Raw genomic sequence first — 16546 nt, 5'->3', positions numbered from 1 at the left:
GGCGTCGTGGCATCGGCCCGCGAGGACCGGCCGCCGCCGCCGGCGGTGGAGCCGCCCGGGCACGGCGTCCCGGTGCCGCTCGCGGGGTTGCGGCGCGAGGACACGGCCGCGGGGCCGCGCTGGTTCGTGCAGGCGCGCTGGAGCGATGCGACGGGCGAAGCCACGCGGCTGCTGGAGAGCGAGCCCCTGCGCTACGACCCCGTGCCGCAGATGAAGGCGCTGACCAGCGTGCGCGTGGCCTTCGAGGGCGAACCCGCGAGCGCGCCCTACCGGATGGACCTGTCCTTCCTGCGCGCGCCGGGCTGAACGCCTCAGGCCTGCAGGAAGCCCAGCGTCTCGCCCTCGAACACGCCGCAGGTGAGCGGGCCGCCCGACCAGGCGGCGGTGTCGAGGCAGATGCGGTTGTCGCGCACCACCGGCTGGAAGCCAGCCGTATGGCCATGCACCACCACCATGCCGTGGTCGCGCTCGCTGCCCAGGAAGTCGTGGCGGATGCGCAGGAGGTCCTCGCGCGACTGGTCCTCGAGCGCGACGCCGGGCCGGATGCCGGCATGCACGAACAGGTAGCCGCCTTCCTGGTGATACAGATGCAGGCGGCGCAGGAAGCGCAGGTGTTCAGGCGCGAAGTGTTCCGGCCAGTCCTCGCGCGGGGTCTCGGGCGGGATGCCCCAGGCGTCGAGCGTGGCGCGCCCGCCGCCCCAGAGCCAGTCCGCCGCGGCGGCGCCATCGCCCGACAGCGCGGCAAGCATCGTCTCCTCGTGGTTGCCCAGCAGGTTCAGCGTCTCGATCCCCGGCACGGGGGCGGCATCGATCAGGTGGTCGAGTACGGCGCGGCTGTCCCCACCCTTGTCCACGTAGTCGCCGAGGTGGATCAGCAGCGCCGAGGCAACCGGGCGCGCCCGCAGGTCGGCGGCGATCTGCCCATGCAGGTCACGCAGCTGCGCGATCGAGCCATGGATGTCGCCGATCGCGTAGATGCGCCGCCCGCGCGGCAGGGCGCCGGGGGCGGGACGCAACTGGATCACTTCTTGTCCGCGCGCGGGTCGAGCGCGTCGCGCAACCCGTCGCCCATCAGGTTGAAGGCGAGCACCACGATCATGATGGTGACGCCGGGGAAGATCGACAGCCAGGGCGCCTGGGTCAGGAAGCGCTGCGAGGAATTCAGCATCGACCCCCAGGACGGGTTGGGCGGCTGCATGCCGAGGCCGAGGAAGGACAGCGCGGCCTCGGCGATGATGGCCTCGGCGATGGCGAGGGTCGCCTGCACCAGCAGCGGCGGGATAATGTTGGGCAGGACGTGGACGAAGGCGATGCGCCAGGGCGGATTGCCCAATGCGCGCGCCGCCTCGATCCAGTCGGTCGATTTCGCATCGAGCGCCATGCCGCGCGCGAGGCGCACGAAGACCGGCGAGGCGGTGATGGCGATGGCGAGCATCGCGTTCTCGAGCGCGGGGCCGAGGAAGGCGGCGAGCGCGATGGCGAGGATGAGGAAGGGGACGGAGAGCATCGCATCGGCGATGCGCGAGACCAGCGCATCCACCCAGCCCCCGGCGAGCCCCGCCAGCAGCCCGAGCGGCACGCCCAGCGCCAGCGCGCCCAGCACCGAGATCACGCCGGCCATCAGCGAGGCCCGCGCGCCCCAGATGACGCGAGAGAGCACGTCGCGCCCGTTCTCGTCCGTGCCCATCCAATGTGCCCAGGAGGGTTCCTTGCGAATGCGCGTCCAGGAGGTCTGCAGCGGGTCGTAGGGCGCGATCAGCGGCGCGAGGATCGCGACCGCGATGAACAGCACCACGATGACCAGGCCGAAGACCGCCAGGCGATGGCGCAGGAAGCGGCGAATGGCGCGTCGCGTCGGGCTTTCAGCGGGTGCGGGCGCAGCAGCGGCGGTGGCGCTCATGCGAAGGTCTCCCTGTCGGATCGATGCCAGGCATCGATCCAGGAGCGCAAAGCGCGACCGCGCCCAACCCGCATGTCGCGCCGGGCGCGCCAGTGCACGGCGCGCAAGCCAAGCCCGCGGATGCGGACGCCGGCGCATGAGGCGGAAAAAGGCAAGCGCCTGAGGAACGCCATTCAGGCGTTCCTCAGGCGCGGGTTTATGGCCATGTAGAGCATGTCGGCAATGAGGCTCAGGACGACGAAGATCAGCGCGGTGGCCAGCACCACGCCCTGCACCACCGGGTAGTCGCGGTTGAACACGGCATCGACGATCAGCTTGCCGAAGCCCGGGATGGTGAAGATCTGCTCGGTCAGCACCGCACCCGCCAGCAGGCGGCCGAATTCGATGGCGCCGAGCGTGACCACCGGGATCAGCGCGTTGCGCAGCGCGTGCTTCCACACGACCACCCGTTCGCGCAGGCCCTTCGCGCGCGCGGTGCGGACATAGTCCTGCGAAAGCGCGGTCAACATGGCTGCGCGGGTGTGTCGCATCAGCACGGAAGCCACGCCGGTGCCGAGCACGAAGGCCGGCATGATGGTGGTGGCCAGCGACTGCACGGGATCCTCGGTGAGCGGCACGTAGCCCGAGGGCGGCAGCCAGCCGAGCTCCACGCTGAACAGCAGGATCATCATGATGCCGAGCCAGAAGTTCGGCGTGGAGATGCCGAACAGCGCCGCGCCATTCGCCGCCCAGTCGGCCGGCGTGTCACGCTTCACCGCGGACAGGATGCCGAGCGGCACGCCGATCAGTATGGCGATGACGAAGGCCATGCTGGCGAGCTGGAAGGTGACCGGCAGCTTGGTGAGAATGAGTTCGGAGACCGGCACCCGGATGCGCCAGGAGAAGCCGAAATCCCCGGTGAGCACCTTGCCCATCCAGAGCAGGTACTGGTGCCAGATCGGCTTGTCGAGGCCGAGCTCGGCGCGGATGGCGGCGAGCACCGCGGGGTCGCCGCGCTCCTCGCCCGCCAGGATCAGCGCCGGGTCGCCGGGCATGAGCTGCTGCAGCCCGAAGATCAGGATCGAGAGGATGATGAGGGTGGGGATGACCTGCCCCACCCGGCGCAGCAGCCAGATGCCCATGGCGCGCTAGCCCTCGGCCGTCGTCGCGGCTGCGCGACCGAGATGCGCAGCCGGAGCGACAACAAGGCGGATCGCGTGCACGCGCGATCCGGGAGCGCACGGCGCGACCGCGCCCAGACCATCACCTGCGCCGGGAACGACAGTGCAGGGCGCGAAAGCCAAGCCATGCGGATGCATGGCGCCGGCGCCTGAGGGCGACGCGAACGCGGCGCAAGCCATCAATTGAACCTCATCCCCTGCAGGCGGATCATCCCATCGGCGATCGGCCGGTAGCCCACCAGGCGCGTCTGGTGCGCCATGATGTTCTTGCGGTGCCACAGATAGATGCGGTTGGCATCCTGGCCGAGCGAGATCCGCAGCACCTGCGCGTAGAGGTCGCGGCGCTTCTCGATGTCCAGTTCCAGCCGCGCCGCATCGAGAAGGCGGTCCACCTCGGGGTTCGAGTAGCGGCCGTCATTCTGCCCGCCGCCGGTGCGCGAGAAGGTGAAGATGTTGCCGTCCGGATCGGTGCGGCCCGACCAGCCGACCAGGTAGGTCTGGAACTCGCCGCGCGTGGCCGCCTGGAGCGAGGAGGCGAATTCCATCGCGCGCAGGTTGACCTGGAAGCCCGCCTCCGCCGCCATGGATTGGATGACCTCGCCGACCTGGCGCAGGTCGGGGTTGTTGGGCACCGTCATCTCGATGGCGAGCGGCGTGGTCACGCCGGCCTCGCGCAGCAGCGCGCGGGCGCGCTCGACATTGCGCGGCTCCGGCTGGAAGTCGCGCACATGGAAGGGGTTGGCCGGCGGGAAGGGCTGGCGCGTGGGCGTGTACATGCCCTCATAGACCACCTGGTTGATCGCGGCGCGGTCGATCGCGAGCTCGAAGGCGCGGCGCACGCGGGCATCGCGGCCGAGCGGCGTGTTCGCCCTCTCGCCATTGCCGATGTTGATCGTGATGCCCTGGTAGCCAAGCTCGTCCACCGCCACCGCGCGCAGGTTACGCGCGCGCTGGATGGTGCGCATGTCGTCGGGCTCCATGCGCTCGACGAACTCGACCGCGCCGGATTGCAGGTTCGCCAGGCGCACCGTGTTGTCCGGAATCGGCAGGTAGGTCACGCGGTCGAAGTGGATATTGGCCGCATCCCAGTACTCGCGGAAGCGCTCGACCACGATGCGTTCCTGGGCCACGCGCTCGACGAAGCGGAACGGGCCTGCACAGACCGGGCGGGTGCCGAAGTTGCGGCCCAGCGCCTCGGCGGCCTTGGGGCTGACGATCATGCCGGCGCGGTCGGTCAGCGCCGCGAGGAAGGACGCCGAGGGCGTCTTGAGCACGATGCGCACGGTGCGCGGATCGACCACCTCGACGCGGTCGACCTCGGTGATCTCGCTGCGGCGGAAACTGCCCTGCATGTTGAGATGGCGGTCGATCGAATAGCGCACCGCCTCGGCGTCCATCGCCTCGCCGTCGTGGAAGCGGACGCCCTCGCGCAGCGTGATGATCAAGTTCGTCGGATTCTCCCAGCGATGCCCGGTGGCGAGCTGGGGCACGATCTCGAGCCGCTCATTGATGTCGAACAGCTTGTCGCACAGCGCCATGTAGACGATGCGCCCGACATAGGTGCGGCTCAGCGTCGGGTCGAGGATGTCCGGGTCCTCGCGCAGGCCGATGCGCAGGTGCTGCGCCTGCGCGGGCGCGATCGTGGCGAGGGCGGGGATGATCGCCGCGGCGGCGGCGAGCAACGCCTTGATGGTGGTCTTCATTGTGGCACTCCCGGTTGCGGGCTCGGGGCCCGGAAGAAGGATTGCAGGCGCTTCAGCCTTTCGCCGCCGGCCAGGCGCTCGGTGCGCGCGGGCGGCGCCGGCAGGCGGCCGTCCAGGTGGCAGGCGACGCGGTGCGGCGGCGCGCTCAGCTCGGGCATGAGCTCGCGGCAGGCCGCTTCCGCGAATGGGCAGCGCGTGTGGAAGCGGCAGCCCGGCGGCGGCGCGATGGGCGATGGCACGTCGCCTTCGATGGGCGGCGCCTTCACGCCATGCCCCGGAACCGCGGCGAGCAGCGCGCGGGTATAGGGATGCTTCGGCGCAGAGAGCACGGCCTCCGCCGGCCCTTCCTCGACGATGCGCCCCAGATACATCACCGCGACGCGGTCCGCGACATGGCGCACCACGCCAAGATCGTGGCTGATCAGCACGAAGGTCAGGCCGAGGTCGCGGATCAGGTCCGACAGCAGGTTCACCACCTGCGCCTGCACGCTGACATCGAGCGCGCTGACGGGTTCGTCCCCCACGATCAGCTTCGGCTGGGAGGCCAGCGCGCGGGCGATCGCCACGCGCTGGCGCTGCCCGCCGCTGAACTCGTGCGGCCAGCGCCGTGCCAGTTCCGGCCGCAGCCCGACGCGCGAGAGCAGGTCCGCCACCCGCGCGCGTTCCTGCTCGCGCGGGACGATGCGGTGCAGGCGCAGCGGCTCGGCCACCGCCTGCTCGACCGTCATGCGCGGGTCGAGGCTTGCGAAGGGGTCCTGGAAGATCAGCTGCATGTCGCGCCGGCGCGCGCGCAGCGCAGCGGCGGAGAGCTTCGTCAGGTCATCGCCCGCGAAGCGCACCGTGCCGGAATCGGGCGTGATCAGGTTCAGCATCAGCCGGCCGAGGGTGGATTTCCCGCAGCCGGATTCGCCCACGATCGCCAGCACCTCGCCCTGCGCGACGGAGAGCGAGACATCATCCACCGCATGCACGGCCCCTGCCCTGCGCCCGAGCGCATCGCGCACCGGGAAGCGCTTCACCAGCCCGTCGAGCTCCAGCAGCGCGCTCATGCGGCCGCCAGCACGCCGTCGAGCGGCGCACGCCAGCAGGCGGAGAGATGCCCGGGCGCGACCTCCGTGAGCGGCGGGGTTGTGGCGCAGCGATCGACCACGAAGGGGCAGCGCGGGGCGAAGCGGCAGCCGGGCGGCGGGTTGCGCAGGTCGGGCACGGTGCCCTCGATGCTCGCCAGGCGCTCGCCACGCGCCCCCTCCCCCGGCGCGGCGCCGAGCAGGCCCGCGGTGTAGGGATGCTCGGGCGAGGCGAACAGCGTCACGGAAGGGGCCTGCTCGGCGATGCGCCCCGCATACATCACCGCGACCTCGTCCGCATGGTCGGCGACCACGCCGAGGTCGTGCGTCACCAGCACCACCGCCGTGCCCGTCTCGCGCTTCATCTCGTCGAGCAGCGCGAGGATCTGCGCCTGCACCGTGACATCCAGCGCCGTGGTCGGCTCGTCCGCGATCAGCAGCTTCGGGCGACAGGCCAGCGCCATCGCGATCATCACCCGCTGGCGCATGCCGCCCGAGAGCTGGTGCGGGTACTGCCGCGCGCGGCGTGCCGCGTCCGGGATTCGCACGCAGTCCAGCATGCGCACCGCCTCGGCGAAGGCGGCCGCGTCATCGAGGCCCTGGTGCAGGCGCAAGGCCTCCGCCACCTGTTCGCCCGCGGTGAAGGCAGGGTTCAGGCTGGTCATGGGCTCCTGGAAGATCATCGCCATCTCGCCGCCGCGCAGCCGCCGGCGGTCCTCGGCCGACAGCGCGGTCAGCTCGCGCCCGTTCAGGCGGATGGCCCCGCCGATGGTGGCACTCGTGGGCAACAGGCCCATCACGGCGAGGGAGGTGACCGACTTGCCGCAGCCGGACTCCCCGACGATGGCCAGCGTCCGCCCGGCCTCGACGCGAAAGGACACGCCGTCGAGCACGCGCAGGTTCCGCCCGTCCTGACGGAAGTCGAGCGTCAGGCCCGAGACCTCGAGCACCGGGGTCAATGGGCGCTCCCGGCGGCGGCGCTAATGGACGATCTCATTGGCGGAAGAAGCCCCGATCGCCCCCGGGGCGCAAGACCCCGCACGGCGCCTTCCGGCACGGAGCGGCCGTGCGCTGCACAACCTGCCTTCACACTCTGCTCGCGGATCGTGCAGCCCAGCATCCGGCTTCCGTGCGGGCGTGCGCCGCGTTAGGCTCCGCCAGACGACGGAGATCCCCATGCGGTACACCAAGGCCGCCCTGCTGCTCGCCGCCGCCTGCGGGATCGCACCTGCGATGGCCCAGACGCTGCCGACGCCGCGCAGCGAGCGGGAGCCGAACCCGGCCGCGGTGCAACAGCGCGAGCGCGCCCTTGGCATCGCGCCAGGCCAGGCGCAGCAGCGGCAGGACGACCAGACGCTGAACCAGGTCTTCCGCGACCTGACGGGGCAGAACCCGAACGCCCCGGCCTCGGCCGCACCGCGCCCGCCAGCCGATACCCCGGCGCAGGATGCGCGGACCGAGAACCGTCTCTATCGCGACCTGACCGGACAGAACCCGGCAACGTCGCGCTGAATCCAGGTTATTCCGCCGCCGGCTTCAGGACGCCGCGACGCACTTGGTCCAGCTCGATGGATTCGAACAGCGCGCGGAAATTGCCCTCGCCGAAGCCCTGGTCGCCCTTGCGCTGGATCAGCTCGAAGAAGATCGGGCCGATCACCGTGTTGGTGAAGATCTGCAACAGCCGCCCGCCGGAGGGCGAGCCATCCATCAGGATACGGTTGTGCTGCAGGCGCGCAATGTCCTCGCCGGTATCGGGCAGGCGCTGCGGCAGCAGCTCGTAGTAGGTGTCGGGCGTGTCGAGGAAGCGCACGCCGCCGGCGGCCAAGCCCTCAACGGAGGCGTGGATGTCGGCGGTGCCCATGGCGATGTGCTGGATGCCCTCGCCATTGTAGGCGCGCAGGTATTCCTCGATCTGGGAGCGGTCGTCGCTGCTCTCGTTGATCGGGATGCGGATCTGGCCGCAGGGGCTGGTCATGGCCTTGGACTTCAGGCCCGTGAGTTTCCCTTCGATATCGAAGTAGCGGATCTCGCGGAAGTTGAAGAGGCGTTCGTAGAAGCCCGCCCAGGCGTCCATGCGGCCGCGATGGACGTTGTGGGTCAGGTGATCGATGACCGTCAGCCCGGCGCCGCGCGGGTGCTGGTCGGCACCCTCGATGGGGCGGAAATCGACCTCCCAGATGTTGCCCGCCTGGCCGTAGCGGTCGACGAAGTAGATCAGCGACCCGCCGATGCCCTCGATCGCCGGGATGTTGAGTTCCATCGGGCCGACGCGGCCATGGAAGGGGCGCGCGCCGAGGCGCACCGCACGGTCGAAGGCGGCGGCCGCGTCGGCCACGCGGAAGGCCATGGCGCAGGCGCAGGGGCCATGGACGCGGGCGAAGGCCTTGGCGAAGGATTCCGGCTCGGCATTCAGCACGAAGTTCACCTCGCCCTGGCGCCAGAGCGTCACCTGCTTCGAGCGGTGGCGCGCGACCGGCGCGAAGCCGAGGCTGCGGAACACGGCTTCCAGCTGCGCGATGTCCGGGCCGGTGAACTCGACGAATTCGAAACCGTCCGTGCCCATGGGATTGGCCTCGGAGACGATGCCGGCGTCGGCGGTGCGGTCGGGGGGGATGTCCATGGGCGGGGCCTCCTGCTGTAGAGGCAGGATCGCCGCGCCGGCGCGGTGAATTCCGGCGAAGTTGGCGCCGACCTGCGCCATGATGAGCGGAAATCGCCACGGTTCGGCCAAAGCATGACGAATTCCACCATCGACCTCGATGCCACAGACCGCCGCCTGCTGCGCGAGGTGCAGCGCGACGGTCGCGCCTCCGTCGTCGCGCTGGCCGAGCGCGTCGGGCTCTCGCCCACCCCCTGCCAGCGACGACTGCGGCGCATGGAGGAAGCCGGGGTCATCGCCGGCTATGCCGCCGTGCTGGACGCGCCGCGGCTGGGCCTCGGGCTCACCGCCTTCGTGCAGGTCAGCCTGGCCTCGCGTTCGGAGGAGACGGTCGAGGCCTTCCACGCCGCGATCGGCCGCATGCCGGAGGTGCTGGCCGCCTGGGCCATGAGCGGGGAGACCGACTACCTACTGCAGGTGGTGGCCGCGGACCTCGAGGCCTATGGCGAATTCGCGACACGGCGCCTGCTGCGCCTGCCGGGCGTCAAGGACACGAAGAGCGCCTTCGTGCTGCGCACGGTGAAGCCGCCCGTGGGGCTGCCGGTCTGACCGCGCCCCATGACGACAGCGGCGAAACCGGCCAGGATGCTTCCCGCAGAACACCACGGCCCGACAGAGGCCGCGCCAGGAGAAGACATCCATGAACCCCAATCGCCGCGTGTTGCTCGCCGCCGCACTGCTGCCCGCCCTCGCCCTGCCCGCCGCGGCGCAGGAGTTTCCGACCCGCACCATCACCATCGTCGCCGGCGCCGCCGCCGGCGGGCCGACCGACGTGATCACGCGCCTGGTGGCGGAGGCCATGGCCAAGCACCTGCCGCAGCCCGTGGTGGTCGAGAATATCGGCCCCGCCCATGTCGGTGCGCAGCGCGTCGCCCAGGCGCGGCCCGACGGCTACACGCTGCTGATGACCAATGTCGGCATGGCGGCGGGTGCCACGCTGTTCCGCCGCCTGTCCTTCGACACGCTCAACGGCTTCGCGCCGCTCGGCATCGTTTCGGATGCGGCGATGACGATCATTGCGAAGCCGGGCTTCCCGGCCGAGAACCTGGCCGGGCTGGTGGCCGAGCTGAACCGGCGGGGCGAGGCGCTGAACATGGGCACCGCGGGGCTCGGTTCGGCGGCGAACCTGTGCGGGCTGCTGCTGCAGCAGGCCGCCGGCAACCGTGCCACCATCGTTGGCTTCCGCGGCACCGCGCCGGCGATCACGGAACTGATGGCCGGGCGGCTCGACCTGCTCTGCGACCAGGCGACCAACACCGCGCCCTTCATTCGCGACAACCGCGTGCGCGCCTATGCGGTCACGAGCCCGGCCCGGCTGCCCGGCCTGCCCGAGCTGCCGACCACGGCCGAGGCCGGCGTCCCGGCGGTCGCCATGAGCACCTGGCACGGGCTCTATGCGCCCGCCGGCACGCCGGAGGCGGTGCAGCAGCGCCTGAATGCCGCGCTTCTGCTGGCCCTGCAGGACGAGCGCCTGCGCACGCGCTTCGCCGAACTGGTGACCGACCCGGCGACGCCCGAGCGCGCGAGCCTCGCCTTCCATCGCCGCTACCATGCGGAGGAGATCGCGCGCTGGCGGCCGATCATCGTGGCCGCCGGGTCCTTCGCGGACTGATGGTCATCCCGCGACGGTTACGGCCTTCCGCCCCTCGAGCGCCGCGGATCCGCGCGGCTTCGCTTCGCGGCAGGAGCCGCGGGCGCCGGCCCCGCCGGGCGCAGGTCGGAACGCCGCCCGTCCGGCACGGGACGGCATCGGCAGCCCCGGCCCCGCCGCCGGACCATGCACGGCCCGGGGGCGGGAACACGCCACCTCAGGCGGCGAGCGCGCCGAGGTCGCCGCGCATGCGGCGGTCGTAGTCATCCGCCAGGGCGCGTAGCGCGGCCGCGCCATCGCCCTCGAAGGATGGGCCGTGCATCAGCGCGAGCCGCTTCGGCGCCAGCTCGGCCAGGCGGCGGATCGTGGCACCCATGCGGGGATTGAGGCTCGAGTAGCGGAACAGGTCCTCGGCCTGGATCGCCGGGCCGACGATGTCGCCCGTGGTCAGCGCCGGGCCGTCGCCCAGCTGGGTGAACAGGTCGCCGCAGAGCAGCGTGCCGCTGGCGTCGTCCATCAGCACGCCGGCGTCCCAGCCATGCGGGATGTGCGGCGTGTCGATGTAGCGCAGGCGCCGGCCGCCGATGTCGATCGCCTCCTGGTCCTGCAGGACGCGGGGCGCGCGGTCGGCCATGTCGTTCAGCGACACCAGGGCACCGGTCTGTCCGTGCGCGACCAGGGCATTGGGCGCGACGGCCAGCCATTCGTTCATCGCGCCGCATTCGTCGGCCTCGTAGTGGCCGAAGGAGATCCAGCGCAGCCGCTCGGGCGGGATCAGCCGCGCCACCGCGTCGCGCAGCAACGGGAACATGCGGCGAAGGCCGGTGTGGAACAGCAGCGGTTCGTCGCCCATGACGAGGAAGTGGTTGAAGGTGAAGCCGGCCGGCGGCGCGATGTCCGGCACATGGACCGACAGGCGGAAGATGCCCTCGGCGATTTCGTCGATCCTGGCCTGCATGGCGATGCTCCCTCCTGGTTCGAGCCCGGTTTGCGTCCGGGATGGACGCCGGCGCTCATTGGCGATACATGTGTGTGTAGCCAAAGTGACCGGTCGGGGCAATTTTCATTGTACGTTTCTGTGTAATCAAACTCACATGGCACGCACCTACACGCTGAAGCGCCGCGCCGAGAAACAGGCCGGGACGCGCCAACGCATCGTCGAGGCCGCGGTCGACCTGCATTCGACCATCGGGCCGGCCTTCACCACCCTCAGCATGGTTGCCGAGCGCGCGGGCGTGCAGCGGCACACGCTCTATGCGCATTTCCCGGACGAACGGAGCCTGGCGCTCGCCTGCTCGGCGCTCAGCCTGGACCGCGACCCATTGCCCGAGGCCGAGGCCTGGCGCGGGTTCGAGGATCGCGGCGCGCGTCTGCGCGCGGGGATCGGCGCGGTCTATGCCTGGTTCGGGCGCAACGCCGACCTTGCCGGTTGCGTCCTGCGCGATGCCGAGAGCCACGCACTGACCCGGGAGATCATGGCGCTGCGCTTCGGCCCGACGGTCGCAGCCTGGCACGCGGTGCTGGGCGAGGGCCTCGATCCCCCGCAACGCGCGATGCTGCACCTGGCGCTGGGCTATTTCACCTGGCGGGCCTTGGTGCGCGAGGCGGGCCTGGCCGAGGACGCCGCCGTTGCGGCGATGGCCCGCGCGGTCCTGGGCTGAGCCTCAGAAGGCCAGCAGGTTGTCGCGGAACATGGCGTGGTCGTAGGACCGGCGCGCGAGGCCGCGCTGCTGGAGCTCCGGCACCAGGCCGTCGGTGATCTCGGCCACCACCCGGCGCGAGGTGTCGTTCAGCGAGATCAGGAAGCCGTCGCCGCCGATCTCCTCCATGGCCGCGCCCATCTGCTCGGCCACCTGCGCGGGCGTGCCGATCAGCGGGATCGATCCCGCATCGGAGTAGATCTCCGCCGCCTCGCGCAGCGTCCGGTTGCCGGCCTTCCTGAGGAACTCGTCGAGCGACTGCTGGTGGCCGTTGGTGGTGAGGCTGCCCAGCGGCTTGTCGAGCGGCAGCGCGCCGAAATCGAGGTTGGTGATCTTGGACAGGTGCGCGAGGCGCTTGGCGATCGCTTCCTCATTGGTGGCGAGGCGGCGCTTGTGGCGGGCGCGCGCCTCCTCCTCGGTGTCGCCCAGCACCGGGGAGACCAGGAACAGCACCTTGCAGTCGTCAGGATTGCGCCCGTGGGCTGCCATCCGCGCGCGCACGTCGTCGCGATAGGCCTTCATGCCCTCGGTGCCCTTCACCATCGCCACGATGGTGTCGGCGTGCTTCGAGGCGAATTGCCGTCCGCGCGGGGAGCCTCCCGCCTGGGCGATGACCGGCTGCCCCTGCACGCAGGGGCCGGAATTGAGCGGGCCGCGCACCTTGAAGTGGGTGCCCACGTGGTCGATGGCATGCACCTTGGTGTGGTCCACCAGGATGCCGCGCTCGCGGTCGGCGATGATCGCACCCGGCTCCCAGGATCCCCAGAGCTTGCGCGCCACCTCCATGTATTCATCGGCGATGTCGTAGCGCGTGTCGTGCGGGGGCATCCCGTCCATGCCGAAGTTCCGCGCGGCGAAGTCGGAACTGCCGGTCACCGCGTTCCAGCCGATCCGTCCGCTCGAGACCTGGTCGAGGGTCGCGACCAGGCGTGCGAGCAGGTAGGGCGGATAGGCGAAGGTGCCGAAGGTGGCGACGATACCGATGCGCTTCGTCTCGCGCGCCAGCAGCGCGGCCACCACGGAAGGGTCCTGCCGCGGCACGGACAGGCCGTGATGCAGGTAGATCTCGCGCGATCCGCCGTAGGATTCGCCGATGTAGGAGGAATCCTCCAGCAGCACGTAGTCGAAGCAGGCGCGCTCGAGGTTCTTCGTCATCTCGATGAAGAAGTCGGGCACCATCCATTCGGTGCCGATGTTTCCCGTCCAGGGCTCGCCCCAGGCCTGCACCGAGGAGCCCTGCAGGAACCAGCCGAGGTGGAATTTGCGCGCCGCCATGGTGGCCCCCGCCGCTGTGCTGCGGTGCAGCGTGGCGCGCGCGGCGGCGGCCGTAAAGCCGCACCGCGCGCGTTGACCTCGCGCGTCTCGGCCCACAGCATCGCGCAATGGACAGCACCGCCGAGACGCGCCTCATCCACCACCTGGTCGAAACGCCCGATGGCGCGATCCCGGGTTCGGCGCTGGCGGCGGCGCGGCGCTTCGCCCTGGATACGCTGGCGGTCGGCCTCGCCGGCACGGCGCATCCATCCCAGCCGGGCATCATCGCCGCCGCGCGGCACTGGGGCGCGGGGGACGAGGCCTCGGTCTGGGGCGAGGCGATCTCCCTGCCCGCCTCGCAGGCCGCCTTCGTCAACGCCTTCCAGGCCCATGCGCTGGAGTTCGACGCGATCCACGAAGCGGCCGTGGTCCATGCCATGACGCCGGTGCTGGCGGCCGCGCTGGCGGAGGCGGAGCGGCAATCGGCGGTGGATCGGACGGTGTCGGGGGCGCGGCTGCTGGGAGCGCTGGTGCTGGGGCTCGATCTCGCCTGCACGATCGGCGCGGCGTCGCGCGGGCCGATGCGCTTCTTCCGCCCGGCCACGGCGGGCATGTTCGGCGCCTATGGCGCGGTGGCGCGGCTGCGCGGCTTCGATGCGGCGCGGGCGGCGGCGGGGGCCGGGCTGCTGCTGGGGCAGATCCCCGGCACGATGCAGGCGCATCACGAGGGATCGGTGGCACTCGCGGTGCAGATGGGCTTCGCCGCGGCGGCGGGGTTCCGCGCGGCCGACCTGGCGCAGGCGGGGCTGGCGGGGCCGGCGGCCTGGCTGAGCGGGCCATCGGGCTTCCTCGCGCTGACCGAGCCGGCGCACGACCTCGCACCTGGCCTCGCGGCACTGGGCACCGCGTGGCAGGTGGAACAGTTGTCGCACAAGCCCTTCCCGTCCGGGCGGCTGACCCATCCGGCGATCGATGGGGTGCAGCGCCTGCTCGCGCGCGGCGGGATCGACGTGGCGCGCCTGGAGCAGGTGCGGCTGCTACTGCCGCCGCTCGCGATGCGCCTGGTGGGGCGGCCGCTGGTGGCGGCGCTGAGCGCCAATTACGCGCGGCTCTGCCTGCCCTATGTGGTGGCGACCACGCTGCGCTTCGGCACGGTCGGGCTCGCGGATTTCACGCCCGCGCGGCTGGCCGATCCCGCGACGCTGGCGCTCGCCGCCCGGGTGGCGATGCTGCCCGACGGCAGCACCGACGAGAACGCGGTGGTGCCGCAGGCGATCGAGATCGTGATGCAGGACGGCGCGACGCGGCGCGTGGCGGTCGAGGCCGCCCTCGGCAGCCCGGCCAATCCGTTGGACGATGCCGCGCAGATGGCGAAGGCCGAGGCCTGCGCGGCCGCCGCGCGCCACCCGATGACGCCGCCCCGGCTGCAGGAGGTGGCGCGGCTGGTCGAGGATCTGGCGTCGCTCGAGGATGTCGCGGTGCTGGCGCGGGCCCTGCGCGCGGGGTGACCGCAGGGCGCGTCGCCGGCGCGCTGGCATGCGCGGCTGCAATGCCCGCGAGACCCGAAGATGCCACGGGCAGGACCGCAGCCCTGCCCGCGCCCGGCCACTACAGCTTCACGCGGAACAGGTTGCCGATCTCGCCCACGATGCCGCGCCGGAAGGCCAGCACCACGGTGACGAAGATCGCGCCCTGGATGACGGTGACCCAGGCCCCCATTTCCGCGAGGTAGTTCTGCATGGTGACGATCACGGCGGCACCCACCACGGGGCCGAACACCGTGCCCAGGCCACCCACCAGCGTCATCAGCACCACCTCGCCCGACATCGACCAGTGCACGTCGGTCAGGGTCGCGATGCCGAAGACCAGCGACTTCACGCCGCCCGCGACCCCCGCGAGCGTGGCCGAGAGGATGAAGGCCATCAGCTTGTAGTCATCCGTGCGGTAGCCGAGCGAAGTGGCGCGAGGTTCGTTCTCGCGCACCGCCTTCAGCACCTGGCCGTAGGGCGAATGGATGATGCGGTGGATCATCAGGAAGCCGGCCAGGAAGATGGCGGCGACGAACCAGTACATCGACATGTCGGACGCCATGCTGATGCTGCCGAACAGGTCGCCGCGCGGGATCGCCTGGATGCCGTCCTCGCCGCCAGTGAAGGGGGCCTGCACGCAGACGAAGTAGATCATCTGCGCGAGTGCGAGCGTGATCATGGCGAAGTAGATGCCCTGCCGGCGGATCGCGATCCAGCCGAAGATCCAGCCCTGGAAGCCGGCCACGGCAGCACCGGCCAGCACCGCGAGCTCGGGCGTGAACCCGTAGGCCTTCGCCGTGTAGCCCGCGATGTAGCCGCCCATCCCGAAATACGCCGCGTGGCCGAAGCTGAGCAGCCCGACATAGCCGATCAGCAGGTTGAAGGCGCAGGCGAACAGCGCGAAGCACAGCAGCTTCATCAGGAAGACGGGGTAGAGGAAGAACGGCGCCACCCCGAGGAAGACGACGAGCACGCCAAGCGCGGCGAGTTGTGCGGTGGAGAAGCCCCAGATGCCGCCCTCGTTGCGGGCGACGGGCGCGATCGCGCCAGCGGTGGTTTCGGACGCCATGGCTTACGCCCTCCCGAACAGGCCGGCCGGTCGTGCGAGCAGCACGATCGCCATGATGACGAAGATGACCGTGGCCGAGGCCTCCGGCCAGAAGACCTTGGTGAACCCCTCGATGATGCCCAGCCCGAAGCCGGTGATCACCGAGCCCAGGATCGACCCCATGCCGCCGATCACCACCACCGCGAAGACCACGATGATGAGGTTGGTGCCCATCTGCGGATTCACCGAATAGATCGGCGCGGCCAGCACGCCGGCCAGTGCCGCCAGCGCCACCCCTGCCCCGTAGGTGAGCGTGATCATGCGCGGCACGTTCACGCCGAAGGCCTGCACCAGGGCTGCGTTCTCGGTGGCGGCGCGCAGATAGGCGCCCAGGCGCGTCTTCTCGATCACGAGCCAGGTCGCGAGGCAGCAGACCAGCGCGAAGACCACCACCCAGCCGCGGTAGATCGGCATGAACATGAAGCCCAGGTCCCAGGCGCCGGACAATTCGGGCGGGATGCGGTAGGGCAGGCCAGACGAGCCGAACTCGTTGCGGAACACGCCCTCGATCATCAGCCCGATGCCGAAGGTCAGCAGCAGGCCGTACAGGTGATCGAGCTTGTAGAGCCTGCTGATCATCAGCCGTTCGATGACCACGCCTGTCGCACCCACGATCAGCGGCGCGATCAGCAGCGCCCACCAGTAGCCCAGCCCCCCCCACGCGAGCAGCATCCAGGCGACGAAGGCGCCCATCATGAACTGCGCGCCATGGGTGAAGTTGATGATGTTGAGCAGCCCGAAGATCACCGCGAGGCCGAGAGAGAGCATCGCATAGAAGGCACCGTTGATGAGGCCGAGCAGCAGCTGACCGAACAGCAGCGGCGCCGGGATGCCGAGGAAGTTCTCGATGAGATCGAGCATGCAGTAAGGCTCCT

Annotated in this window: 17 protein-coding genes; 6 read left to right on the top strand and 11 right to left on the bottom strand. The window is 70.7% G+C overall.

What is annotated here, in order from left to right; translation table 11 throughout:
• Positions 1-306: hypothetical protein (locus HW578_RS06205; protein WP_198369677.1), on the top strand; the 306-nt coding region annotated here is incomplete at its 5' end.
• 5 nt (positions 307-311) lie between these two features.
• Here the strand turns inward: HW578_RS06205 and HW578_RS06200 are convergent.
• From HW578_RS06200 to HW578_RS06175, 6 genes are all read right to left on the bottom strand, one after another.
• Complete coding sequence (locus HW578_RS06200; protein ID WP_198369676.1) at positions 312-1025, bottom strand: metallophosphoesterase; 714 nt, start codon at positions 1023-1025, stop codon at positions 312-314.
• A complete protein-coding gene (locus HW578_RS06195) occupies positions 1022-1900 on the bottom strand; it encodes an ABC transporter permease (RefSeq protein WP_198369675.1) in 879 nt (292 codons plus the stop codon). Before HW578_RS06195 ends, HW578_RS06200 begins: the two co-directional genes overlap by 4 nt.
• A gap of 173 nt (positions 1901-2073) precedes the next feature.
• On the bottom strand, positions 2074-3021 hold the full coding sequence (locus HW578_RS06190; protein ID WP_198369674.1) for an ABC transporter permease: 948 nt from the start codon (positions 3019-3021) through the stop codon (positions 2074-2076).
• A gap of 218 nt (positions 3022-3239) precedes the next feature.
• A complete protein-coding gene (locus HW578_RS06185) occupies positions 3240-4763 on the bottom strand; it encodes an ABC transporter substrate-binding protein (RefSeq protein ID WP_198369673.1) in 1524 nt (507 codons plus the stop codon).
• A complete protein-coding gene (locus HW578_RS06180; RefSeq protein ID WP_198369672.1) occupies positions 4760-5812 on the bottom strand; it encodes an ABC transporter ATP-binding protein in 1053 nt (350 codons plus the stop codon). Before HW578_RS06180 ends, HW578_RS06185 begins: the two co-directional genes overlap by 4 nt.
• A complete protein-coding gene (locus HW578_RS06175) occupies positions 5809-6780 on the bottom strand; it encodes an ABC transporter ATP-binding protein (protein WP_369407832.1) in 972 nt (323 codons plus the stop codon). The genes HW578_RS06180 and HW578_RS06175 overlap by 4 nt, the downstream gene beginning before the upstream one ends.
• 226 nt (positions 6781-7006) lie before the next feature.
• Here HW578_RS06175 and HW578_RS06170 point away from each other — a divergent pair, with 226 nt between their 5' ends.
• Complete coding sequence (locus HW578_RS06170; RefSeq protein WP_198369670.1) at positions 7007-7342, top strand: hypothetical protein; 336 nt, start codon at positions 7007-7009, stop codon at positions 7340-7342.
• Between the two features lie 7 nt (positions 7343-7349).
• Here HW578_RS06170 and hppD read toward each other — a convergent pair whose 3' ends face one another.
• Positions 7350-8450, bottom strand: coding sequence for a 4-hydroxyphenylpyruvate dioxygenase (gene hppD / locus HW578_RS06165; protein WP_198369669.1), 1101 nt, complete (start codon positions 8448-8450; stop codon positions 7350-7352).
• A 114-nt stretch (positions 8451-8564) separates the two neighbouring features.
• On the opposite strand from hppD, the gene HW578_RS06160 reads away from it, so the two are divergent.
• A complete protein-coding gene (locus HW578_RS06160) occupies positions 8565-9038 on the top strand; it encodes an Lrp/AsnC family transcriptional regulator (RefSeq protein ID WP_198369668.1) in 474 nt (157 codons plus the stop codon).
• A gap of 91 nt (positions 9039-9129) precedes the next feature.
• Complete coding sequence (locus HW578_RS06155; RefSeq protein ID WP_198369667.1) at positions 9130-10101, top strand: tripartite tricarboxylate transporter substrate-binding protein; 972 nt, start codon at positions 9130-9132, stop codon at positions 10099-10101.
• A 196-nt stretch (positions 10102-10297) separates the two neighbouring features.
• On the opposite strand, the gene HW578_RS06150 is transcribed toward HW578_RS06155, so the two are convergent.
• A complete protein-coding gene (locus HW578_RS06150; protein WP_198369666.1) occupies positions 10298-11038 on the bottom strand; it encodes an oxygen-binding di-iron domain-containing protein in 741 nt (246 codons plus the stop codon).
• Between the two features lie 136 nt (positions 11039-11174).
• On the opposite strand from HW578_RS06150, the gene HW578_RS06145 reads away from it, so the two are divergent.
• Entirely contained in the window at positions 11175-11741 is a 567-nt protein-coding gene (locus HW578_RS06145; RefSeq protein WP_198369665.1) for a TetR/AcrR family transcriptional regulator, read from the top strand.
• A gap of 3 nt (positions 11742-11744) precedes the next feature.
• On the opposite strand, the gene HW578_RS06140 is transcribed toward HW578_RS06145, so the two are convergent.
• Positions 11745-13055, bottom strand: coding sequence for an NtaA/DmoA family FMN-dependent monooxygenase (locus HW578_RS06140; protein ID WP_198369664.1), 1311 nt, complete (start codon positions 13053-13055; stop codon positions 11745-11747).
• A 107-nt stretch (positions 13056-13162) separates the two neighbouring features.
• Between HW578_RS06140 and HW578_RS06135 the strand changes: the two genes are divergently transcribed.
• The gene (locus HW578_RS06135) at positions 13163-14542 is read left to right on the top strand and encodes an MmgE/PrpD family protein (RefSeq protein WP_198369663.1); all 1380 of its coding nucleotides are present in this window, start codon (positions 13163-13165) and stop codon (positions 14540-14542) included.
• Between the two features lie 100 nt (positions 14543-14642).
• Here the strand turns inward: HW578_RS06135 and HW578_RS06130 are convergent, their stop codons facing one another.
• Together HW578_RS06130 and HW578_RS06125 are read right to left on the bottom strand one after the other, a co-directional pair.
• Positions 14643-15632: a branched-chain amino acid ABC transporter permease gene (locus HW578_RS06130; protein ID WP_198369662.1), complete on the bottom strand. Its 990-nt coding sequence runs from the start codon at positions 15630-15632 to the stop codon at positions 14643-14645.
• Positions 15633-15635: 3 nt separating this feature from the next.
• Positions 15636-16532: a branched-chain amino acid ABC transporter permease gene (locus HW578_RS06125; RefSeq protein ID WP_198369661.1), complete on the bottom strand. Its 897-nt coding sequence runs from the start codon at positions 16530-16532 to the stop codon at positions 15636-15638.
• Positions 16533-16546: the final 14 nt, after the last annotated feature.

Source organism: Roseomonas rosulenta (genome assembly GCF_016106005.1).
In the GTDB taxonomy this organism is placed as follows: domain Bacteria; phylum Pseudomonadota; class Alphaproteobacteria; order Acetobacterales; family Acetobacteraceae; genus Neoroseomonas; species Neoroseomonas rosulenta.
The sequence above is the reverse complement of the archived record's forward strand: the minus strand, read 5'-3'. Positions and strand labels throughout refer to the sequence as shown.